The organism is Dyadobacter sp. LHD-138, from assembly GCF_030929615.1.
Lineage (GTDB): Bacteria > Bacteroidota > Bacteroidia > Cytophagales > Spirosomataceae > Dyadobacter.
In genome coordinates, this window is record NZ_JAVFVU010000044.1 from 18,252 (window position 1) to 43,200 (window position 24,949).

A 24,949-nucleotide genomic window follows, 5' to 3' on the forward strand; every position below is an offset into this window, starting at 1 on the left:
AAGGATTGGGGGCGACGAACGATCTTTGATCCCATGGTTTAGAAACCGATTCGATTTTCGGATTATGCTGGCGCCAAGATCATTTTTCAACGCAGTTTGATCTACTTTTTGAGTCACTAGGATGATTTTGTATCTGCTCATAACTTCGTTGTATGGTTAAAATATGGAATTCAGTCTCGTCGTGTCGCCCAACATTTTTTGGTCCAAGAAACCCATGATATATAAACCATGATTTAAAATAGTAGTGAGGTCGACCAATCTAACAATGGTATTATGTGTTGATGTTTCCGGAAATAGGCGCTTTTGAAACTAGGATCTGGGATTGTTAATAACAAGAAAAAAGACTAAATTTATGTTGGAGAATGAACCAAACCTGATCTAACTAACTCATTCTGATCGGTCACCAATTCAGTCACCTGCTGAAATTTCAATTGTAAGTATCTGATAGTCAATCGTGTTAATGCATAAATTGTGATTCCAGCGGGATCACGAAAAGCGCACTAAGGTGCGCTTTTTTTTGTTTAAACTGTACTGATAATCAGTGTTTTTTACAAAAAAGCAGTTCATTCGAGATCAAGGTAAACCAAAGAAATCGGTTACCCATTCAGTTACCCATTTGAATTTGTAGATTGGGTAACCGAATTTCCGAAAACAGCTGATGTGTTGTGGTTTTGAGGAAATCAATGTTTCGTTCCGGTAGATCCGGAAAAACGATTTGATAACTTAAAAGTGTGAAGAATGAAAAGCAATCAGAAACTCTCAATTTTGCTTTGGGTTTTTAAAGCCAAGGCAACCAAAGACGGCAAAGCACCCATTTACGCCCGGATTACCATTGAAGGCAGAGACGACGAGATTTCCCTTGGCAGGAAAGTCGATCCACAGTTCTGGGACCATGAGCTTAAGCTGGTGACCGAAGGCGGTATGGAAGCCAAAATCACCAACCAGAAAATCCTGCAAATTAAGTCAGATCTGGAACGTCATTTTATGGTATTGCAAACGCTGCATGTACAGATTACAAGTTCAATGCTCAAAAACGTTTACCTGGGGCTTCCGGTCCATTATGACAAACAATCGAAAAGTGAGCCTGTGGCTATACAAACGCTGGTGCCGATATTTGCAGATTTCATTAAGTCTTTTACAAAGAAAGTTAAGAAAGGTCTGAGATCGGAAGGGACATTACGTCAGTGGAGATCAACCAAAAGAAAGGTTGAATCTTTTATTGTGCACGAATTTAAAAGGAATGATATCAATCTGAGTGAGATCAAATACTCTTTTGCTGAATCTTTTTACGAGTACCTGACCGTGGAAGTAGAGAATCCTCTATCAGAAGTAACAGCGAAGAAACACATCAAGAAGACCAAGCAAATTTTAAAAAAATGTGTCCGCAAAGGTCTGATTGCCAATAACCCGATCCACGATTTTGAATGTGGCGGAGAGCAGGCCGATGTTGTGCCACTCGAGCTCTCTGAGGTCGAAACCATTTATCGTAAACAAATTGATATTCCTCGGCTGGACCAGGTAAGAGATGCCTATATTTTTCAGTGTTTCACTGGTTTTGCCTTTCAGGACCTTTATGGTCTTGCGCCGGATCATATTGTTAAAGTGGGTTTAAATGCAGAAAGATGGCTTATCAAAGACCGCGGTAAGACGGGTGTCAGCGAAATGGTACCGATTTTACCCATCATCGAAGAGTTGATCGCAAAGTACAAAACCGATCCTTATTGCATAATCAATAACCGGTTGATTCCTGTCAATGGTAATGCAAGATACAATGGTTATTTAAAGGAGATCGCAGTATTATGTGGCATTAAAAGAGAGCTCAATACGCATTTAGCCCGGCATACTTTTGCAGATATTATGCTTAACAATGGAGTGCCCTTGGAAGATGTAAGCAAAATGTTGGGTCATAAGTCAATAAGGACCACCCAGCGTTATGCCAAAGTGCGAAAACCAAGGATCAGCCAGAGTATGGCTGCTGGCGTATCGGTATAGAACACACAAACCGAAAAATAAAGGTACTCAGGCTGCTTAAAGAAACATACAGGAACCACAAACGACTTGCCTTAAAAGCAACGCTTATTGCTGCTTCCACAATGCCAATCTAATTTCCAATTGCGCTTAATTTACTTTCGCAGGGTGTCTATTGACCAATGCCATGGTTTGTCTTGGAACAAACCTTGACACAAATAAATACTTTACCTTCTTTTAAAGTCGAATCTATCAGCCTTAAATAGAATAAATAAAAATAAAATTCATTCCCATGGGATAATTGGGGAAGTCTGAACTGTATAGTAGGTGGATGAGATAAATTAATTGATGCAAAAGAAATATACGGATTACGAATTAACTGATTTTCTGGCTGACGAAAATTTTAAAAATTGGGTTAAACAAGGAAAACCGAATAATGGAAAATGGAGCCGATTAACGTCTGAAAACACGGTCAAGGCAGAAATAATTCGGGAGGCCGAAGCGATTATTTTGTTTTTGTCCGAAACGCAGAAATCTCAAACCAATTCGCAGCAAGAGCTTACCTGGCAATTGATTGAAGACCGGATTGCTTTTGAAGGAAATAAGAAGCAACCGTCTTTTGTAAAGAGATTGTATCCGGTGATGGCCCGGTATGCTGCTGTCGTTCTCCTGCTCGTAGCGAGTATTGGGGTTTCTATATGGTTGTATTCGGGTGGGAGAAAGGTTCTGTACCAAACAGGAAATGGCGAACAGCTGACGATAAAATTGCCGGATAAGTCTACGATCGTACTAGGTGCCAATTCGTCGGTGAGCTATTATAGTACTTGGAAAAGGAATAAGACAAGAGAGGTTTGGGTGGACGGAGAGGCTCATTTCGATGTGCAGCACATCAATCGTGATAAAGAAAGAATTTTGGAAAATCACCGTTTTGTGGCGCACGTCAACAATATCCTTGATGTGGAAGTACTGGGTACTGTTTTTAATGTTAAAAACAGAAGAAAACATTTGGAGGTTGAGCTGGTGTCTGGCTCGGTGCAGGTATCTGATGCAACAGCAAATGTGAGGCTAAAACCGGGCGAAATGGTAAGCAGAACTGGCGTTGCCGGGTTTACTAAGGCAGTAATAAATTCAGCGTTAATACACAATTGGAAAGATCGGGAACTGATTATGAATCAGGCAGATATTGGCTCGGTGTTGATGGTTATTGAGGATACTTTTGGCAAACAAATCATGCTCGACGGGTTCAGTTTTTCTGGAAAAAAACTGGATGGCGCCATTCCACTCGCCAACGAACAGGAGACACTAGCGGTACTGAGTGCAATTTTAAATGCAAAAGTGCAGCAAAACGGAAATGTAATCTTATTAAAGTCAGCAACACACTAGTAGAATAGGCATTTAAAATGAAAGAATTTTACGTCAGACTTTTTTTCTGGGTCTTGCTTGTGCATTTGTGTGCAGGAAGTAAAAATGCAGCGGCTCAGTCGGCAGATAGTCAAATTAAAGCGACTTCCCTGGGAGAAGCTTTACGGAAAGTGAGTCACGTATATAGTATAAAGTTCGCTTATGACCATAATCTTGTAAGCGGGGTGAACGTGCGATATGACTTTTCTAAAATAAAGGGGAAACCATTGGATGAAGTGCTTAATTCTCTTTTGATCCCTGTTGGTTTAAAATTCAAGGCAGCCAGCAAGAGTTACTATATCATCACAAAATCGGATGAGGGAAAATCGGTGTCATCAGGAAAGGAACAGCAGATTCCGGAGCCTAAAAAGGTCAATATTTCGATTGTTGTAAAGGGCCGTGTTACAGATAAAAAAACAAAAAAACCGGTCGAATTTGCAACGGTGAGCATTGCTGAGATTGGAGCTTATGTGCTTACAGACGATCAGGGAAATTATTCTTTCCGGAACGTGCCGCAGGGCCGAATGACTGTGAAAGCGCAGAGCTTAACCACTGTTACGAGCGAAAAGGAGGTTGATATCAATCCAAGACAAACGGAGTATCAGCATGACTTTGAGATGGATGAAAATATATTAAGTCTTCGTGAAGTGAAGGTGGTTGCCAGCGAAAGCAAGGCAGGCAGCGCCACTTCGTCAACCATATCCCGTACGGCCATTGAGCACTTGCAGGCAACAAGTCTGGCGGATGTACTGCAATTATTGCCAGGTGCATTGGCGCTGAATCCTGATTTGACGAGCGTCAACAAAGCATCTTTGCGGCAGATCAGCGCTGATAATGTGGGAAGTCTGGGTACAGCCGTCATGATCAACGGTGCTCCGCTTTCCAACAATGCCAATTTGCAGGTGAGCAATACGTCAACAGGCGGTGCCAACGCAGGTTTTGCTACGACAACGGGGGCGGGAATAGATCTGCGGCAGGTGTCAGCCGACAATATTGAATCGATTGAGGTGATCCGGGGAATTCCTTCGGCCGAGTATGGAGATCTTACTTCAGGCGCTATTTTGGTGAAAACCAAAGCAGGGAAGGAACCATTTCAGGTGAAGGCCCGCGTAAATCCCACACTGACGCAGGTATGGTTGGGAAAAGGTTTTGGTTTCGGTGAAAAATATGGGAGTCTCAATGTAGACCTGGATTACACGTATTCGGTTGCTGATCAGCGACTTAATTTTACCGGGTACAATCGTATTACCGGAAGTTTGTTGTATACCAAAAAGTTTTTCCGGGATAAACCACTGGTTACCACCACTGGATTTGCCTATGCTATGAATGTGGATGAACAAAAACAGGATCCGGACGACAGCCGCTATCCGATCAAGCGAAAAGCGCAGGATTATGCGTTTCGTTTCAACACTTCCGGCCGCTGGAACCTGCAAAAGCCGTTTTTAGGGACGCTCAATTATTTGCTTTCTGCCAATTATTCTATCCAAAAGGGCTTTAATCAGGAGCAGGTGAGTTCCTATATTTATCCGCTTAGCTATGCCATGAAAGATACCATGCTGGCCGGGCAATTCGTACCGAGTAACTATGTAAGCAAGCTCTGGATTGAAGGCAAGCCGCTGAATATTTTTGCGAAGATCACCAACAGCTTTTATACGAAAACAGGAATGTTTAGCCATAAAGTACTCATGGGTGCCGAGTGGAAAACAGACGTGAATTCTGGTGCAGGAAAAATGTATGATCTTGCCCGACCGCCACGCATGATGAATGGAAATGGTGCCCGTCCGCGTCCGTATTCAGATATTCCGGCTCTGAATCAGCTGTCTATGTACCTGGAAGATAATATACGAACGGAGATTGTCGGCAGGACACTCGGCATGAATATTGGGCTCCGTTACGACAATGTACAGCCTGAGGGGTTTGTCAAATCAGGATTTGGGAACATCCTGTCTCCGCGAATCAACTTGTCTTATGAGCTCAAACCAGGTCTGGCATTACGTGCTGGGTACGGTATTACAGCCAAGGCGCCCACGTTATTGTATCTGTACCCTCAGAATGCTTACTACGATCTATTAAATTTTAACTTTTATCCTGAAAACCCCTCGGAACGATTGGTGCTTATCTCCACGAGGGTTTTTAATACGGAGAATCCGAACCTGAAAATGGCTAAAAATACCAAAAAGGAAATTGGGTTTGACTGGGCTTTTGTGCCGGGAAAAAGGCTGACCGTGACTGCTTATTACGAACAAACCAAAAATGGCTATGGATTTAGCAATACGGCGGCGAGTACCCAAGTGATGGAGGTAGATAAATACGAAGTAGAAAGTCGGCCGGAAGGAGAGAAGCCCGTTCTTAAACCTGAGCCGGTCAGAACTGAACTCTGGACCGCCAATTACCTGATGCCGGACAATAGCCGTAGGAATGTCAATAGAGGAATTGAGTTTGATTTGAATCTGGGGAGGTTCGATTTTCTGAGAACATCCTTTGTTTTAAATGGTGCCTGGATGAGCTCCCGTTCAACAGCCAACAATCCTTTGTTGATCAAACAAGTAAGCGCCACCGGTGCTGAACCAAGTAAAATAGCCTTGTATCCGGTGGGTGACGGAAGTGAAAAGACCCGCTTTAATACAACGCTAAGGGTGATTCACAACATCCCTGAACTACGGTTTGTGGTAACCATGGCCATTCAAACGATCTGGATTGACAGCCATAAATATGTAGGACAGGATACTCGTCCCGTTGGCTATATGGATGTTACCAAAGGTGGGGAAACGGTATGGCTCACGGAGGAGGAAAGAAATGCCATTACCGAGAGCAATGTGGAATTGTATCGCTATCTGGCGCCTCAGTATTATCTGAAAGAATCCTGGAAACCGTTGTGGCTGGTTAACCTGAAACTGACCAAGGAAATAGGCCGGAATATTGGGTTCTCCTTTTTTGCCAACAATGTTTTTCTCAATCGGCCTTTGGAAGAAAGTACACGTTGGAAAGGAGAATTCACACGTCGTAACCAGGGTCTTTTCTTTGGAACCGAGCTCTATTTGAAGTTTTGAGTATAAACTTTTGAGCTATCGGCCATCGGCGGGGAGGTCCAGGCGATAGCTATTATAATTATAATCAGTCAATTTTTTATTTAAACATACCTTTTAAACAATGAAAAAAATCACATTATTTTTTGCAGCAATGGTTGCCTTGGGAGCCGCTTTTGTAGGCTGTAAAGATAGCGACGGTGTCGGCCCCGTTACCGTTGGGTACCAGATCACGGTGAAGTATCCGGGCGCATATAAGGACAAAGTAGCCGTCAATGCAGAAGTAACCTTAACAAACGCTGTTACGGGTTCAACTACAAAGGTGAGCACGAGCGAAACCGGTGTTGCCAATTTCGTTGATATTTTACCAGGAACATATCAGGTTTCGGTAAAGAAGGATTTGACAGCTGCGGAATCAGTGGTACAAACAGGGATTGAGTCGGAAGTTTATCTGAATGCCGCGCTCATCAACCATACCATTCAGGCATCGGGTGCCACGGAGATACAATTGATCGGCAGCAAAGTAGGTGGTTTGGTCTTCAAAGAGATCTATTTTACCGGATCCCCTGATTTCTACTTTTACGATCAGTTTTATGAGATTTACAACAACTCAACCGACACCTTGTTTGCCGACAGTTTATGTATTGGTGACGTGGCGGGGAATCCCTGGCTCTCATCAGCGTCGAAACCTAGTGGCTTTCAGAATGATAAAGACTATACCTATCTGCAAAATGTATGGATGATTCCCGGTACAGGCAAAAGTGTTCCTGTGGCACCCGGAAAGTCAATTATTGTAGCTGAAACGGGTATAAACCATAAAACTGATCCATTGGGTAATCCTCAGTCGCCAGTAAATCTTGGTAAAGGAACTGCCGATTTTGAAAGCTATGTAGCCACCAGTAACCGGGATATTGACAATCCGGACGTACCCAATCTGGTTCAGATCTATTGGGGGGCGGGCACGCTGTTCGACTGGCTTACACCCGTGGTTGGTCCAAGTATGGTTATTTTCAAACATAAGGCCCCGGCATCTCTGGCACTTGTAACAGAACCTAACAGCACTTCCACCAAAAAGTATGTACAGGTTCCGGTAGCTTCTGTAATCGATGCCGTTGATATTTTAGCCAACGAAGGTGCAGGTGCTTTCAAACGTTTGCCATCTGCTCTTGACGCTGGTTTTAAATATTGCACAGGTACTTACAACAAAGAATCGGTACGTAGAAAAGTAAAAACAACGCTGAACGGAAGACGCGTTTTGCAGGATTCTAATAACAGTACCAATGATTTTGAAGTAATAGCAACACCAACTCCGAAAGGCTGGTAACACACTTTTTTTAACAACCACCCGGTTCAATTGTTTGAATCGGGTGGTTATTTCATACAATGCGAATCAATCTTTTTGTTATCATTCAGTTTTTAATTACCGTGAGTGCGGTGGCTCAGCCCGCAATGAAAAGTGATACGGTAACGGATTTGTCACTGAAATGGCAAAATCTTTCGTTGAAAAATCCATGGTTGTTGACCGCAAATGCAGCGGGGTTAAAAGGCGGTGCTGTCCCTGCGATTGGCACTACGTTTGTTGGTACTTATCAGGAGGTAGGTGATTTCAGGCGTCCGCAGGAAGCATCTTCCAAAAGCTATTATACCTTTCATTCTGAGCGCTATCAGCCCGTAAAAAAGGGTGTTTTTTATGGGAGTTTTCGATTTGAACAACAAAAGGAAAATGGCATTCATTGGAATGATTTGCTGGATCCATATCGGGGAACACCGTACATACTGGCCGATTCACTGGGCGGTGACTGGAAGAAACAGGTTTATAAATTGAACCTGAAAGCGGCTTCTGCCCAAATTGCAGACCGACTTGCGTTGGGTGCCGGGTTGGTATACAATCTTTCGACAGGAGCGCGTCAGAACGATCCGCGTCCGCTCAATTATGTGAACGAGCTCGATTTCAAGCCATCATTATTATTTGAAATTAACAAAAAGCATTCTGCCGGACTTACCGGAACGTATGGTTTTTACAAGGAAGAAGTAAGTCTGATGAACAATAAGAGCGAATTACTGCAAAAGGTCTTTAAACTAAAAGGCCTTGCCGTGCACGATGCGCCAGCATTATTTTCTAACTCTTTCACCAGACTTTATGACGGCAAGAAAAAGGGTGCTGACGTCCAGTATGCCTGGTCACAATCCGGAAGTTCGGATTTAAAATGGCTTACCTCGCTTGGGTGGGAAGACTATTCCGAAGATGTTCGTGATGGTGTTACCAAGCCAACCAATGGGGGGAAATTCAACCAAACTACCTATCATTTAACGAGTACATTGCAGCGTTCCAATTCCGGGTGGATGCAGCAATTACAAATCTCATTCCTGAAAAAGGAGGGAAAAGGAAGGGAATATCACCAAACGTATGATCCGGTTTCTACCGTGTGGATTACCACATTTGAGGCCATTTTTTATACTTCGGAAGCTACCCGGGCCGATATATCGTGGGAATTGGTAAAGCAGGCTGAATATGATGGATTCAATTGGAAAGTAAAAGCATCGGCTGGCTACAACAAATACGGTGCTCAGTACCTATACACAGCTCCCGTTTCTCAGAATTTGGAAACCGCAAATATGCGTTTGGACGGACAGAAAGCCTGGTCTTTGAAATCCCGTAATAGTATTCTTTTATCCATTAATGCGGGATATCAGTTTCCATTGACTAACGGACTGGACTATACATTGAAACAAGGATCTGCCAATCAGGCGATCAACAAAATATTACTGCCCGATCATGCCTATCTGGCTGCTTCTGCCGTGAAGGCGGGGCTTGCTATACAGTATACATTTGCTTCAAACAAGCCTGATGCAAAGTTTCATAATCAGTTTTATATAAAGGGATCAGGGGAGATAGCGGCAATTCAAAAGAGTGAAACTGCTTATAAACAAACGGGTAACCGACAAAATTTCGCGCTCACGATTGGCGCATTTTATTGATTTAATACAAATGAAAAAATACATTATTTCGCTCGTTTTCTTGTTGTTTTGTATGGAGTCCAGGGCTCAAATGGCTATACAAGCTCCTGTAAAACGTCATGCTTCGGCCGTTGCCATAATCATTGATCAGGAAACCTACCAGCAAGTTGAAAAGGAAGTGCTTGCTTACAGGGATATGCTGGAAACCAAGGAAAATTTATCGGCCTACATTGTGAGTTCGCAATGGCAAAAACCGGAAGAGGTGCAAGCTGTTATCAAAAAAATTGCCGGGCAAAATATTCCTCTTGAAGGTACTGTTTTGATTGGGAAAATACCGGTTGCACTCATCCGGAAAGCGCAGCATCTGGCTACTGCTTTCAAAATGGATGAAGTGGCCTACCCCTTCGAGGAATCGTCCATTGCATCGGATCGCTTTTACGATGATTTTGATCTGTCTTTCCGGTTTATGAAACAGGACGAAAAACAGCCACTCTGGTATTATTATGAGCTGAAAGAAAACTCGTCACAGATTATTCGCTCCGATATTTATTCCGCCCGTATCATGTCTCATGAAAAGGGTGTAAAACAGTATCAGGAGATCGCTGCATTTCTTAAAAAAGCGGTGGAGGCCAGAAATGAGAGAAATCCGCTGGATAAACTGCTGTCGTTTGCTGGCCATGGGTATGTGTCAGAGTCTCTTACGGCCTGGGTTGATGACCGTTCGCTCCTTAACGAAATATTTCCAAAAGCGTTTGTGAAGCCATCCAACAACCGGTTTTTGAACCATCGGATGGAGAACAATATCAAATTTACATTGTTCAGTGAATTACAGCGTCCAGGCCTGGATCTGGCGTTAATTTCGACGCATGGAGATACAGACAAACAATACATCAATGGGAATGAGGTAGCGACTGGTTTCCGTTCCTCCTATGAAAACGTTCGTTTTTCACTTCGTAATACCTTACGTGACGGTGTTGCCAAAGGTAAAAAAAAGGAGGATATTCTTAAAGACTATACCACGAAGTATGGCGTTCCGGAAGCCTGGTTTGAAGGGATATTAGGGAATGATTCGTTGCAAAGAGTGGACTCCGTTCGGTTGGCCAATGTGGATATTGTTCCTTCGGAAATTGTCGATCTGTCACCTCAGACGCGGCTTTTGCTGTTGGATGCCTGCTACAACGGGTCGTTTCATCAGGCAGGAAATGTGGCCGGAGCTTATCTGTTCAGTAAAGGAAATACACTTGCCGTGAACGGTAATTCTGTCAGTGTTTTGCAGGATAAATGGCTATTGGAACATGCCGGTCTTTTGGACAGTGGCGTACGGATAGGAAACTGGAATAAACTGATTAATACTTTGGAATCGCACTTGATAGGCGACCCCACTTATCATTTTGCGTCGGGCGAAAGTCGTGTAGATGTAAACAAATTGCTGATTCCCGGAAGAACATCTGCGGAGAAATGGGCAGGCTTATTAAAGGAGAAGAATCCGGGTTTGCAGTCACTGGCACTCACCATGCTGGCGGAATCTCATTATCCTGAGATGAATGAAATTTTACTCAATTCCTTCCTTTCCTCTCCGTACAGAAGTGTGCGCATGCAATGCCTGATTTTGCTTTCCCGTGCGGATTCTGAACAATATAAAACAGCGCTGGAAATGGCGATGCATGATGAATATGAATTGGTGAGGCGGAAGGCAGCGACCTGGATGGGCTATTCGGGAGACAACCGGTTTATTTCCACTTTGGTGGCCGCGGCCATCAGTCAGCCTAACGACGACCGAGTGATGTTCAATCTCAATATGTCGCTTAGCTTGATGGATTGGGATAAAATTTCGGAAATTATTAAGGAACAGGTTGGTACAGACAACCACTTTTTTAATAAGGAAGAAAAACTCCAGACCTGGCTGCACAAGATAAAAGGAAACAAAGCTTTTGCGGAAAGTTATTTCAAACATGTTAAAAACAAAGAGGACAAGACTGAAAAGAGAATTCAGAACGCCAGAATTTACAGGAATTATTACTACCACACCTTTGTGCCGGAGCTGGTTGCTATGGCGGAGGATCAGTCGGAGGATGTTTTATTTAGAAAAGGACTTCTTGAAGCGCTGGGCTGGTTTTCGATTTCATATAAAAAAAGCGAAATTATGGCAGCTTGCACGCGTATCATCAACGACAAAACCAACGATGAAGCCGTTGTTCTTGAAGCCTCACAAACTTTGCTGCGCCTTCAACAGTGGAGATTACCATGACGGCAGTCGGCTAGGGCCTTGACTGTCAGGTTAAGTAACTATTTTTTTGCGCAAACAAGCTCGTGCTTTGGCGATCGGTCAGGCGGTAGAAGATCGGAAAATGAATTTATATTATTGAAAATGAGCATGTTATAAGTATGTCCATAACAACCGGGTAGCGATGTTTTAGCTGGGTGGCCGATTGCCGTTAGCCGACCACCGATAGCCACTTATTTATTTACGTTTTAATCAAAGTCACATGAAAAGGAATTTAGTATTATCAGGATTAGTAGCACTGTTTACTGGAAGCAGCGAGCTTATTGCACAAGATATTTTACCAGCGGAATTACAGATAAAAATGGCCTTGCAGGCAGCACCGGCTGACAAAAAGGACAGCGCCATGGTTTATGGATATTCCAGTGCAGGGCAATTCGTGATCCTAAGAAAAGGACTGAACGATATGGTGTGCCTGGCCGACAATCCTAAACAAAAGGGGGTTTATATCAATTGTTATTTCAAGGAGCTGGAACCTTTTATGGCGAGAGGAAGAGAATTGAATGCGGAACGAAAAACGTATAAACAGAAGATGGACACCCGCGAACTCGATGTTAAAAACGGAAAGGTATTGATGCCCAAACAGCCAACCACACTGTTTGCTTACTGGGGAAGTGACGAGGCATTGAATACGGAAACCGGAGAATTGAAAGATGCTCAGCGGCGCTATGTTGTATACATCCCGTTTGCTACTTCCAAAACCACCGGTTTACCCAACAAGCCGGATGTGCCCGGGATGCCCTGGATCATGGATGAAGGCACGCACAAAGCGCATATCATGATCAATCCGGCAAACATGCTTCATAAGCACTGAGGTAAATAACGAGTTCTTTTGCCATCGGCAGTCGGCTGGGCGCCCCCGGCTGTCAGGCCAACTCCGGTAACGGTGTTTTGGCCGATTGCCGACAGCCCTACAATATAGTTTGTGATAAATTTTATAGCATCCTTAAAATGAAAAAAAGATATTATTTGGCTCTGTGCGGTATGACGCTTTCCGTGGCGTCTGTTGCACAGAAAATAGAGGAACCTGTTTCTACGGGTTATAAGACTTCCTTTGCGATTGTTGTAGATGACATCACTTATGAAAAGGCTCAAAAGGAGATCCAGGATTATCGTGCTTCCCTTGAAAAACGCGGCCTGGGTACCTACATCGTAAGCCATAAATGGAAAAATCCTGATGAGATAAAAGCCATCCTGCAAAATTTGCATCATAGAAAGCCACGGCTCGAAGGCGTGGTGCTTGTCGGGGATATTCCTATTCCGATGATTCGGGATGCACAACACCTTACATCGGTTTTCAAAATGGATCAGCGTATCGCCTGGCAAAAATCTTCGGTACCGTCCGATCGGTTTTACGACGATTTCGATCTCAAATTTAATTTTCTAAAACAGGATTCCCTTAAAACCAACCTGTTTTATTACAGCCTCAATTCGGCATCTCCGCAGGAGATCATCATGGATATTTATTCGGCACGGATTAAGCCTCCGGCAATCGCCGGAAAGGACCAGTATCAGCAGATTAAGGATTATCTGGTAAAGGCAGTTGCACAAAGCAAGCAACATGTAAAGTTGGATAATGCCCTGTTTTTTAGCGGATATGGTTATCATTCCGAATCTTTGAATGCTCTGGGTGGAGAGCACATTGCTCTTAAAGAACAGTTTCCGGGGCTATTCAGACCGGGTAGTGTTACCAAGTTTATGAATTTCAGAATGGCCCGGTTTATGAAATTTCCGTTGCTGTCGGAATTGAATCGCGAGGACCTGGATCTTGCCGTTTTTCATGGGCATGGAGATGACGAAACCCAGCTGATCAACGGTTATCCCTATGCGAGTAATCCTCAGCCTTCCATCGACAATGTGAAGCTGTACTTGCGAAGCAAGGTACAAGCGGCAGATAAAAAGAAACAAAATGTGCAGGAATTAAAACAAGGGTTTGTAGAAAAATGGGGTGTTCCTATGGCCTGGATGGAGGATGCCTTGGTGGATTCGGTGCTGGTGGCCGATTCCTTGTTTAATGCAAGCAGGGATATAAGCATTGCGGATATAAAGGCCACAAGACCAAATACAAGATTTATGATGATGGATGCCTGCGACAATGGTTCCTTTGAAGAAGAGGATTACATAGCGGGTCACTACGTGTTTGGAAGCGGAAAAAATGTGTTGGTCATGGCCAATAGTGTTGGCGTTTTGCAGGATCAATGGGCTACTGAAATGCTGGGACTGGTACAGTACGGGGTACGTTTCGGTAACTGGCTCAAAGAAGTAGCCTACCTGGAGACCCATTTATTCGGAGATCCGGCCTTCACTTTTGAAGGAAATCAGGGCGCTGATCTGAATAATATGATGGTAAATGAAGCAGAGCGCGCTGCTACCTGGGAAAAGTTATTGTCTCATAAAAGTCCGGATGTGCAGTCACTTGCTTTGGCGCATCTTTACAGGATCAGAGGAAATGTAGTGTCAGGGTTGCTGAAAGAGACCTATTTTAGTTCGGATTATGGAACAACCCGGTTGGAATGCCTGAAATTATTGAACAAACAGAATAATACTGATTATCAAACGGTTTTGGCGGCGGCAGTGAATGACCCTTATGAACTGATAAGGAGATTGGCGGTAACGATGATAGGCCATTCGGGTGACGACAAGCTGGTGCCGACCCTGGTAAGTGCGATGCTCAGTGAGGTCAAATCAGAAAGAGTTTCGTATAATATCAGGAGTTCATTGGACAAAATGAATGGGGATGTAGTGATAGCTGAGACCAACAGACAAATTAAAGAAACTCCTTACCTGACCGACGGGAACGAAATCCGGGAAAGTGTAACGACTTCGGCAAACAATACGAAGCGCAAACTTGAAAAGGACTATGGAAGCGAGGCTTTTGCTAAGAAAACGGACAAGGAGAAAATGGCAAATTTAGGAACCCTTCGTGCCTATAATTACAATGCGGTAGTGCCCGAGATAGTGAAAATAACAGCCGACAAAAAGGAAAGTCTGGCAGTGCGGATGGTTGCACTTGAAGCCCTTAGTTGGTTTAAATACGCATATAATTCTTCTCTTGTAAAGGATTTGTGTGATACGTTATTGAAGGAAAGGGATAATGATCCAGCTTTAACAGAGCAAGCACTTAAAACGCAAAAAATCATCAATTCGGTTAACAGTGTTTCCTCCGTTTCAGCAAGTAAGGATCTGTGAAAAGGATAGGTAATGAGTTATTTATTTTTAATTAGTATAAATAATATTAAATTTGAATAATTAACTGCCTATCTGCAGTTAGGGTTGAAGATTTTTATGGAAGATATAGATAACCGGTGGGCTTTATTGAAAGCCGGAGATAAGGAAAGTTTTGAGTTTGTATACAATCAGTATTATGCTGATCTGGTGAGTTATGCTGGCAGATTTGGGAATGATCCCAATTTTACTGATGAATGCATTCAGGATCTTTTTGTGAAAATCTGGCAAAACAGAGCAGGACTGGGTTACCCGGATTCGATCAAGTTTTATCTTTTCAAAGCGTTAAAACATATTGTCTACAACAAAAAAAATGTCAGTAGTAAGGAAGTACATATCGGTTTACTGGCCGATTTTTCCGACTTCGATATTTCGAGCCAGGAAACAACTGAACATGCACTGGCCGAGGAAGTCAGCAGATTATTGACCAGTTTGACGGATCGCCAGCGAGAAGCCATTTATTTATTTTATTATCAGGATTTCGGCTACAAAGAAATAGCCGAAATCCTTCATATTAACGTCAGTGGAGCCTATAAGCTGATTTACCGAGCACTGGATGTACTTAAATCCGGGGTTAGTTTGAAGTAGGATATTAATGATGGGATAAGGGACTCACTAAGAGGCTTGAAACGCTGTTCCCTTTATCAATCAATAATTGACATATTTGTAGGGTAAGATTTTTGATAACTATCAATATTTCATATTGGTTACATACTCCTGGTGTGATGTTTACATTGAAAATTATAATTTGTGGACTGTCAGCCATACTTTGGAAAGACCCGTCTTTAGTAATGTTCGCACACAGGCTATTTCGCTAGGGTGATTACATCAAATGATAAGTTGCGCTAAGAGTGTGAATAAAAAGTCATCATTTCTAGCAGCTTTCTTTCTTTTTCTCCTGAGGCTCATTTTTGATGGTTCTCTCTGTAATAATGTAAGGGCGGTTTTTCTTATCGTTGTCAGGTTTCTTGGTGCATGATCTTTCCAGCAAGTGCATTTGTCCTCATGGAAAGCCATGTCTAAGTGCCACGGGGCCGGCGGTGTTGCTGGTTTTCTATCCCCCAATGATTCCTGACATATTCGCCCATTTCCTGGGTCGACTTTCCCGTTAAAGAGCTGATAACGTATCTTTTATCAAACTGTACCTTCCCATTTATCCATCTTGTCGAGGCCATACATACAACAATTAAAAACAGAAGTCAATGCTTGGCAAAATCATCGAAGTAACAAAGAGAGTACCATAAACTGGAAGTTAAAAAAAGAAGATGCAAGAATAAAATTAAAGAAGTTGTACCCGTCAATTTAGCATTAACTTAACACTAGGTATGCAATGCAGGCGGAGCTTGTTGGTCTTGGATAGGTGCAGGTGATACCGGTTTCGTCTGTTCCTTTACAGGGCGGGATTGTTTAGGATCCAATCAACGGAACCGGGATTTTTTTGCATAAAAAATATTCCTTTATAAAACTTAATGTGTTGTTTGCTAGTGCTTTGCGTGTGAGACGCGTTTTTGCACCTTCAATAAATAGGCTGTATGTCTGTTTATTTTAAAAATAATTGTGACCTGGGTTATGTTTCCGCGTCTGTTTAAAGAACCCGATTACACACCATTAAAAATAATTTAAGTACTCAACACACACTATACTTAACATACATTTGAAACTAATTTACCCTCTCCGTAAAACAGGATTGGCGGTGAAACTTTACCGCTGCTTTTTAGAAAAAGAACGCTTGTCTGCGCTGCGAAAACTTGGCAGTCTGGCTGTGCTCATTTTTATAGTTTTTTCCTGCAAAGAACCCGGCGAAGTTTCCGGCCTTAAACAAATCATTTCGTTTGCTCTTCCCAAAGTAAAAACCGTCAGCGTTTCCATTGACGAGACCTCAGGGGTAATCAGTGTGGTCGTCCCTTATGGTACGATATTAACCGATCTGAACCCGGAAGTATCCATTAGCCCGGAGGCGTCGATCGTTCCGCTGGCCTCTGTCGCGCAGGATTTTACAAAACAGGTATATTACACAGTAACGGCTTCGGACGGTTCCAGGAAAGTTTATACGATATCCGTAACTTCCCAGAAACAAGGAGCCGCGCTGATCACAGGTTTTTCCAGAGATACCGTCCGCGCAGGCGAAACACTGCTCGTTTCAGGCAAAGACTTCGGCAGTTTTGGAGCGGGTATTCAGGTGGTGTTCAAAAACGCTTCGGGTACCGAAATTTCCATTCCATCCAAACTGCTCGATTCTACCCGGTTAGGTCTGGTCATTCCGGCGGCAACGAATCCTGATTCCTATTTCATTAAAGTCATTAAAAATAAAATAGAAACGGTTTCGGCAAAAACGCTTCTGGTGAAAATTCCGCCGCCTGACATCACTTCTGTTAAGTTTAAAAACATTTTGCAGGGGGATAGTATTCACATCACGGGCAATTTTATTGTGCCAGCCCGTTATGATTATCGTCTGGAACTTCGCACCGATCAGCTGCGATTTCCCCTGGATCCCGCCAAAAAAGAAAACGGAAAATTATCTTTCCTCACGGATGCCAAACTTCCGGCGGGATCATATTCCCTGTATCTGTTGAACGTGCGTGAGCAGATCACAAGCATACCCGCAGTAGAAAATATCCGGATTTACGACAATCAGCTGCCATTTATCAAAGGTATTGCCGATGCAAAAACCGCTTACAAACCGGGAGAGACGGTCCGGCTGTATGCCGATAAATTTGAAAAACTGACGACACGTTTTTATCAGGTCGAATTGTCGGGCAATGGCGTGAAATATAATCAGAACGGCATTTATTCACAGGCCGATAAGCGGTTGTCGATCGTGTTGCCAGCGGATATGAAGGCGTCCCGATACACGGTCAAAGTAATTTTTCTGACGGACTCAGCGGGTGAGGTTTATAACCTGGACCTGGACGATACCCTAACAATTACAGAATAACATACACTCTTTATGAAACGAATCTGCGGTGGATTACTGCGTCTTCCTGTTTTTATTTTTCTTATTTCCGGATTTTTTGTGAACAAAACCTGGGCTCAGAACAAATTGTTCATGAACCCGATCAAATACACAGACCGGCAGCTGGAAGTATATGGCTCTCCGTGCAGTGATCCCGCCCAGATCCATCTTTTTATTAATAATGTTCCGGTCAATCCTGCACAGCTCACCACCAAGTTTATTGTCGGTGGTTATTGGGCTTTTGAGATGGATTTTGGGCTCATGAAACCCGGGGACGTATTTAAAACTACCGATGACTGTGGCGGGGTACCTTATCAGCAAACGGTCAAGGACGACTATGTGTACGTAGAAGTGCCCCGCGTGGATACGCCCGGTGGAGCAGCCACCGCAGGGAATGGAATCGGCCCGGATGATCAGTATCCGCCATATGCCAAGTTAAGTACCGCGGTTTCCGTCGGAAAGTGTTCGCCCGTTCATATTGATTCCCACGGCCTTGTGAGTTATTATGTTTTCAGTCCGCAAACCGGTGGTACTTTTTTGTTAAATGGTTCTCCTTTAACGAATGGCGCCACGGCCATCAATCCGGGCGGTTATGAAATCAATTTCAATGGTTACCAGGGTACGCCCGTTTACAGCATCAACGCCAACGGTTCCATAACCGCCAACACGGCTGTGAAACTGGAAAGTAAAACGCATTATTCCGGCCAGGTCCCAATCTCGCTGGAATACCGTCACGACGGCGGCGTAGTTGGAGGGGATTTATCATTCGGGTTTAAAGCCATGTCGATACGGCAGGTTAAAAACAACAGTTTTAACATCGAAAAAGCATCGCTGGGCGGTAATTTCAATACGGTTACTTATACTTCAAACCCAAATTCAAAATTTAAAATTACTTACGACGGTGTTTATTACCGGGCCTATATGGACAACGTATTGGTGGATGAACTGCGCCGTTTTGTAGAATACGGAACATCCAGCGGTACGCTTACGCCCGGTTCGAGCGCAGGGCTTGATTACAGTACACCGGTAACCTGGAGTGGTATGCAATCGGGGCCTCAATGGGTCAGTGTGCTGATTGACGGGGTTTTGTATACCCGCCAGCAGTTTCAGGTGGCGCAGGATATCACGATCAATCCGGTTGTGAGTAACATCGCATGCAGCGGGAGCAGTTCGGGTGGTATTACCGTCAATGCCACGGGAGGAATTGCGCCTTTACAATATGCACTGAATTCAGGGGCTTATGTTTCAGGCAATGTTTTTTCCAATCTTGCAGCAGGAAATTATGTGATCAAAGTACGGGATGCCTCCGGTTGTACGGCCACCCGAAATGTTACCGTTGGTTCTTCCGTGGCCTTGCAGGTTTCGGTGGCAGCCAAAACAGATGAAAGCTGTTCGGCCACAGCCAATGGCTCTCTGACCGTTCAGGCTTCGGGTGGCGCTTCGCCTTATCTGTATTCCAAAGACGGAACGACTTATGTAACCTCCAACGTTTTCGCGGGCCTGGCCTCAGGCATTTATACTTTTTCAGTAAAAGATAACAACGGTTGTATCGGTACGGTTACTGATACGATAAAAACGACGAGCAAATTACTCGCGACCATTGCTAGTCAGCAGCATGTCAGCTGTTTCGGGGGTAATACCGGATCAATAACCATTGGAACTGCGGGATCAGTCGTAAGCGGAAGCTTACTGTTTTCCATTGATAACGGAGTAACCTTTCAGGCCTCTAACATTTTTACAAATCTGACTGCCAATACCTATAAGGTTATCGTAAAAGACAATACATGCGCCATTTCGGTTAATGCCACGATCACCCAGCCGGGAGATCTCACCATTGCTGCCGTTTTAAAACAGGCGGTGTCCTGTAACGGATTAAGCGATGGTATGCTGGAAGCAACGGCGAGTTCGGGAACGGCGCCTTATCAGTTTTCCATCAATGGAACGCAGTATGTATCGTCGGGGATTTTCGGTGGCCTTGCTTTGGGCAATTATAAAATTTGGGTAAAAGATGCCGCCGGCTGTGTTAAAGAATCTGCTGTGGTGCCGGTATTACAGCCCGATGCGGTCTCCGTTTCTATTTTGAATAAAACCGATGTTTCCTGTTTTGCAGGCTCAAATGGTGCTTTGACGGCAACCGGACTGGGAGGCACATTCCCGTATCAATTTTCCAAAGATGGCGTAAATTTTCAGCCGTCACCCACTTTTTCGTCGCTTGCTTCGGGTAATCAACTGATCACCATCAAAGATGCAAATGGTTGTAAGGCGACGGTTAAAGGCGATATTTTGCAACCAACCGATATTACAATTAGTGCGGTTAACAGTATAACAGTGAGTTGTTTTGCCGGAACTAATGGGCAGATCAAAGCAACCGGATCGGGTGGAACGGGGATTTTAAAGTATGCCATCAATGGAACTGATTTTACAGCCCAGACTATTTTTGACGGCCTTTCCGCTGGCAATTATCAGGTCACCGCACAGGATGTGAACGGCTGTAAAAGGGTGTCGGCAATTACAAGCGTAACGCAGCCAACACAGATTGTACCAACGTTCACGAAGTCTGACGTAAAATGTTTTGGAGCAGCGGATGGTTTGGTGACGGTTGCTGCAACGGGCGGGACAGGCGCTTACACTTATTCAAAAGACGGGACAAACTACCAGACTGCCGGTCTGTTTCAGTCTTTACCGGCCGGAAACATTACCTTTTATGTGAAGGACGCCAATAACTGTGTCCGCACGGTGGACGTAACCATGGGCCAGCCGAGTGCGCTTGCTGCCACTGTCTCAGCTTCCCAACAGGTATTGTGTTATAATGGAAAGAGTGGGATTATTCAGGCTGCGGCTTCGGACGGAACAGCGCCTTACCAATATTCAATCAACGGAACGACGTATCAGTCATCCGCGACTTTTGCGTCACTTCCGATCGGTACCTATAAAGTATGGGTGAAAGATGCTAACGGATGTGTGAAAGAAACGGATGGTATCACGTTGACACAACCTACGGAATTGGTCGCATCGATCGCTTCGCAAACCGCCGTAAAATGTTTTGCAGGCAGTGACGGATCGGTGCAGCTTGCTGCAACAGGTGGTGTGTCGCCTTACAGTTACGCCCGGGACTCGGTGAATTTTCAGGCATCACCTTCGTTTTCAGGTTTGCCCGGTGCTGCCATCCGTTTCGTGATCAGAGATGGAAATGGCTGTACAAAGCCAGTGACTGCGCAGGTAACCCAGCCGGCTCAGGCTTACACAATTACCCTGGCCTCGCAAACAAACCTGAGCTGCTACAACGCTAACATTGGGCGGATTGAAGTAAAAAATAACGGAGGAACAGCGCCGTATCAGGTTTCCGTTGATAACGCCAAATTCCAGACTTCGGAAGTTTTTAGTAACCTGTCTGCCGGAACGTATACCGCGTATGGTCAGGATGCAAATAATTGCAAGTTTACGTTAACAGGTATAAATTTATCGCAGCCTACGGACATTGTGGTTTCGTTGATCAGCAAAAAAGATGTTGACTGCGAATATTACCAAAAAGGAGAAGCGCTGGTGTCTGCCAGCGGATCAACAGGAAATTTTTCTTATGCTCTGGGTGGCTTTGATTTCAAATTCAATGCTATTGGCGCTGTGACCAATACGACCGGTTTCTTTGATAATCTGAAAGCCGGGGATTATACGGTAACAGCCCGTGACCAGTCGGGTTGTACCAAAGAATTTCCGGTAACTATTATCCCAAAAAACACAAACATCCGCTACGATGTAAGTAAAACGCTGCCTTCTAATTGCAACAGTCAGGATGGAACGATCAGCATCATCAACACGTCGGGTGGGAAGCAACCCTATCAATACAGCATCAGTTCGCAAAACAGTTTCGGAAGTAACGCTACTTTTGGCGGACTTTTAAACGGAACCTACATCGTAACCGTTGCGGATGAGCTTTGTTCTTATAAAAAAGAAGTGGATCTGACCGTGCCGGGCAGTATCAAAGCATCCTATACCATTGATCCGATTAGTTGCAGCACGCCCGTCGCCAATCTGAACGTGAATGCCATCAGTGGAGGGAATGGCGGATATCAGCTTTCGTTAAACGGAGCTCCGTTGAGCGCATCCCGGAGTTTTGCCAATCTTCATCCGAATGTATATAACATGCTGGTTCAGGATAACCCGCTATCGTGCAAGACCGTTTTGGGTATCGAAATCAAGGAACAAAACCGTGCGGATTTGCAGATTGTCTCCAAACAGGACGTACTGTGTTACGGTGGAAGCAGTGGGGCGATCAATATCAAGGGAGACAACAATGTAGGCCCCTTCAGTTATGCCATCAACAACGGCCCTTTTGGCAGCGATGGCACTTTCGCCGGTCTTTCCATCGGCACCTACCGCTTATATGCCAAAAACCGGATGGGCTGTGTAGATAGTCTTCGGGTGACTTTGGTGCAGCCGACGCAACTCAGCAGCAGTTTTACCAAAACCGATAACAGCTGTAATGGTGACAATACCGGAGCACTGGAATTGCTGGGAACCGGTGGAACGCCGGCATACAGTTATTCGATCGACGGGGCAAATTATGTTTCGACGGGCAAATTTACTTCACTAACCGCCAATACGTATAGCGTTTATGTTAAGGATGCAAACGGTTGTATCAGCGCGCAAAATGTGCCAGTTGTTCAACCCGATTTGTTGACGATCACGCCGGTTTATCAGGATACGATACGCTGTTTTGGGGAAGCAAATGGCGTGGTCAATATCGTTGCGGGAGGCGGGACACCTTCCTATGTTTATTCGATGAACGGGACAGATTATTTCCCGGATGCAAGTTTTAAAAACCTTTCCGTTGGTACCTATAAATTTTACGCCCGTGATGTAAAGGGTTGTTTGAAAACCAGCGAACTCAGCATTGCACAGCCAGCGCTTTTGGAACTGGGGTTGGTATCTCAGACAGATCCGTTGTGTTTTGAAGGCAAAGATGGCAGTATTCAGGTGGCTGCGAAAGGAGGGAATGCCGGTTATGTTTACACGCTTGATAATGCGGTCAGCCAGCCGGCTAGCCTTTTTCAGGGACTGACGCAATCGGTTTATTCCATCACAGTCAAAGACCGTAAAGGATGCAGTGCGAGTATGAAAACGGTCGAGTTGCAATGGCCGTCGAAAATCCAGTCGAAATATGCCACGGTCATGCCGGCCTGTTTTGGAGAATCAAGCGGGACAATTACCGTGGAAGTAAGCGGGGGAAGTCCGGGATATCAGGCGCTTTTCAACGGACAAAACTTTAACACCGTGAATAATCTGTTCACTTTTGCCAATGTAAAATCACAAACTTATCCGATTGAAATAAAAGACCAGCACGGTTGCATCGACAAACTGGATGTGCTGTTATCGCAGCCAACGGCGCTGGTAAGCAAAATAACTATTACCAATAACAATTGTTATGGTGATAAAACCGGTAAACTGGAAGTATCTGCGGAGGGTGCAACGCCGTCTTATCTGTATGCTCTAAATGGCGGGGCTTATGCTGACAATGGCACGTTTGCCGACCTGACTGCCAGTGCCTACACGGTCCGCGTCAAAGATGCAAAGGGCTGTGTGCTGACAAAAGAAGTGGAGGTTATTCAGCCAACGGCGGTGAGACTGCTGGCTGTGAATCAGGATACAGTACGTTGTTACGGTGAGAAAAACGGTAGTATCCGAATTATGGCCAGCGGCGGGACTCCCGGTTATGTCTACTCTCAGGACGGAACACAGTTTTATTCCGACAGCACCTTTAAAAACCTGGCGGCGGGAGCTTACAAATTCTGGGTAAAGGATACCAAGGCGTGTTTGCAGACGACATCGTTAAGTATTACCCAGCCAGCCATTCTGGATTTAAGTTTGACAGGTAAGACAGACCCGCTTTGCGCAGGGGAACAAAACGGGCGTATCACACTGGCTGCAACAGGTGGAAACGGCACATATACGTATTGGAAAGATAATGTAACGCAGCAAAAGAACGGCACATTCGAAGGATTAACGCAGGCAGAATACACCTTCAAAGTGGTGGATCACAGGGGGTGTGAGGACACCGTTACCCGTGTAAAACTGGTTTGGCCAAAATCGCTTTTAAGTCAGGTGAGCTGGAAGGGGCCTGTTTGTGATGGTGATCATAACGGAAGCATTTCCATGAAACTGGCTGGTGGAATTGCGCCGTACACGGTTAGCGCACCTCAAAATGCGGGAGCAGCTGTTAACACCGGGGATGTCTGGGATTTCAAAAACCTGTCTGCTGGTAAATATATATTAAATGCACGGGACGCGAACGGCTGTCTGTCGGTTTCTTCGGTCAACGTGCCGGCGCCGGAAAAATTCAATGCCATCAGTTTTCCGGTCACAGAGGCGGTTTGCAAGGGCCAGGAAATTGTGCTGGATGCAGGGAATCCCGGCAAATTTGTTACCTGGTATTATAAGGAACAGGTTATTGCCGAAGCTAAAAATCAGCAAAGCTTCAATGCCGTGGAGCCTGGCATGTATAAGGTGGTCGTAACCAATGAAACGGGCTGTTCTGTAAGTCGGGAGTATAGGCTTGAAAACAATAGCAACGCTTTAAAAGCTGATTTTCTGATGACGGTTCAGGCTTTTGTCGGAGATACGGTGAAGGTGCTGGATATTTCAAAACCTGCACCGGATGAGATCATCTGGGAGCTGCCGGCACAAGCCCAGACGATATTGAACGAGATCACAAAACTGTCGTTTGCCGTGATCGAAAAAGGGGAATATCCGATTAAGATGACTGCCAGAAAAGGCGATTGTATCAATACGAAAATCAGGACCATCAAGATTTTTGACAAGGAAGATATCGATCAGACGGATTCGCTGCTTCATTATCAGGAAATCAATATCGTGCAGGAAATGCTCGTATATCCCAACCCGAATTTCGGCAAGTTCACCGTGTCGGTAAAACTGGCCAAGGTCAGTGATGTGATGTTATCCATCTCGAATTCGAGCACAAACACGCCGGTTTTGAAACAGGAAAAGAAAGGGGAGAAGGCGTACACTTTTGAAATAAGCCTCAGAGATTTTATGCAGGATACCTATGTGGTCACCATTCAAGCGGGCAAGTCGGTACTGTTTAAAAGGGTACTGATGATGAATTGAACATTAGCGGTTGGC

At 44.5% G+C, this 24,949-nt stretch carries 11 protein-coding genes; all 11 read left to right on the forward strand.

What is annotated here, in order from left to right:
• Window positions 1-738 precede the first annotated feature (738 nt).
• Complete coding sequence (locus tag RB622_RS25805; protein ID WP_308049654.1) at window positions 739-1,992, forward strand: site-specific integrase; 1,254 nt, start codon at window positions 739-741, stop codon at window positions 1,990-1,992.
• Between the two features lie 324 nt (window positions 1,993-2,316).
• Window positions 2,317-3,351 carry a FecR domain-containing protein gene (locus RB622_RS25810; protein WP_308049655.1) on the forward strand — a complete coding sequence of 345 codons (1,035 nt, stop codon included), beginning with the start codon at window positions 2,317-2,319 and terminating at the stop codon, window positions 3,349-3,351.
• Window positions 3,352-3,368: 17 nt separating this feature from the next.
• A complete protein-coding gene (locus tag RB622_RS25815) occupies window positions 3,369-6,419 on the forward strand; it encodes a TonB-dependent receptor (protein WP_308049656.1) in 3,051 nt (1,016 codons plus the stop codon).
• A 100-nt stretch (window positions 6,420-6,519) separates the two neighbouring features.
• Window positions 6,520-7,719, forward strand: a complete 1,200-nt coding sequence (locus RB622_RS25820) for a DUF4876 domain-containing protein (RefSeq protein WP_308049657.1) — start codon at window positions 6,520-6,522, stop codon at window positions 7,717-7,719.
• A 59-nt stretch (window positions 7,720-7,778) separates the two neighbouring features.
• Window positions 7,779-9,374, forward strand: coding sequence for a DUF6850 family outer membrane beta-barrel protein (locus RB622_RS25825; protein WP_308049658.1), 1,596 nt, complete (start codon window positions 7,779-7,781; stop codon window positions 9,372-9,374).
• A gap of 10 nt (window positions 9,375-9,384) precedes the next feature.
• Window positions 9,385-11,601, forward strand: a complete 2,217-nt coding sequence (locus RB622_RS25830; protein WP_308049659.1) for a HEAT repeat domain-containing protein — start codon at window positions 9,385-9,387, stop codon at window positions 11,599-11,601.
• Window positions 11,602-11,839: 238 nt separating this feature from the next.
• A complete protein-coding gene (locus tag RB622_RS25835) occupies window positions 11,840-12,448 on the forward strand; it encodes a hypothetical protein (RefSeq protein WP_308049661.1) in 609 nt (202 codons plus the stop codon).
• A 137-nt stretch (window positions 12,449-12,585) separates the two neighbouring features.
• Complete coding sequence (locus RB622_RS25840; protein WP_308049662.1) at window positions 12,586-14,823, forward strand: HEAT repeat domain-containing protein; 2,238 nt, start codon at window positions 12,586-12,588, stop codon at window positions 14,821-14,823.
• Between the two features lie 96 nt (window positions 14,824-14,919).
• Complete coding sequence (locus RB622_RS25845) at window positions 14,920-15,447, forward strand: sigma-70 family RNA polymerase sigma factor (RefSeq protein WP_308049663.1); 528 nt, start codon at window positions 14,920-14,922, stop codon at window positions 15,445-15,447.
• A 1,066-nt stretch (window positions 15,448-16,513) separates the two neighbouring features.
• Window positions 16,514-17,794 carry a DUF5018 domain-containing protein gene (locus tag RB622_RS25850; protein ID WP_308049664.1) on the forward strand — a complete coding sequence of 427 codons (1,281 nt, stop codon included), beginning with the start codon at window positions 16,514-16,516 and terminating at the stop codon, window positions 17,792-17,794.
• A 12-nt stretch (window positions 17,795-17,806) separates the two neighbouring features.
• On the forward strand, window positions 17,807-24,934 hold the full coding sequence (locus RB622_RS25855; RefSeq protein WP_308049665.1) for a hypothetical protein: 7,128 nt from the start codon (window positions 17,807-17,809) through the stop codon (window positions 24,932-24,934).
• The last annotated feature ends 15 nt before the right edge of the window (window positions 24,935-24,949 follow it).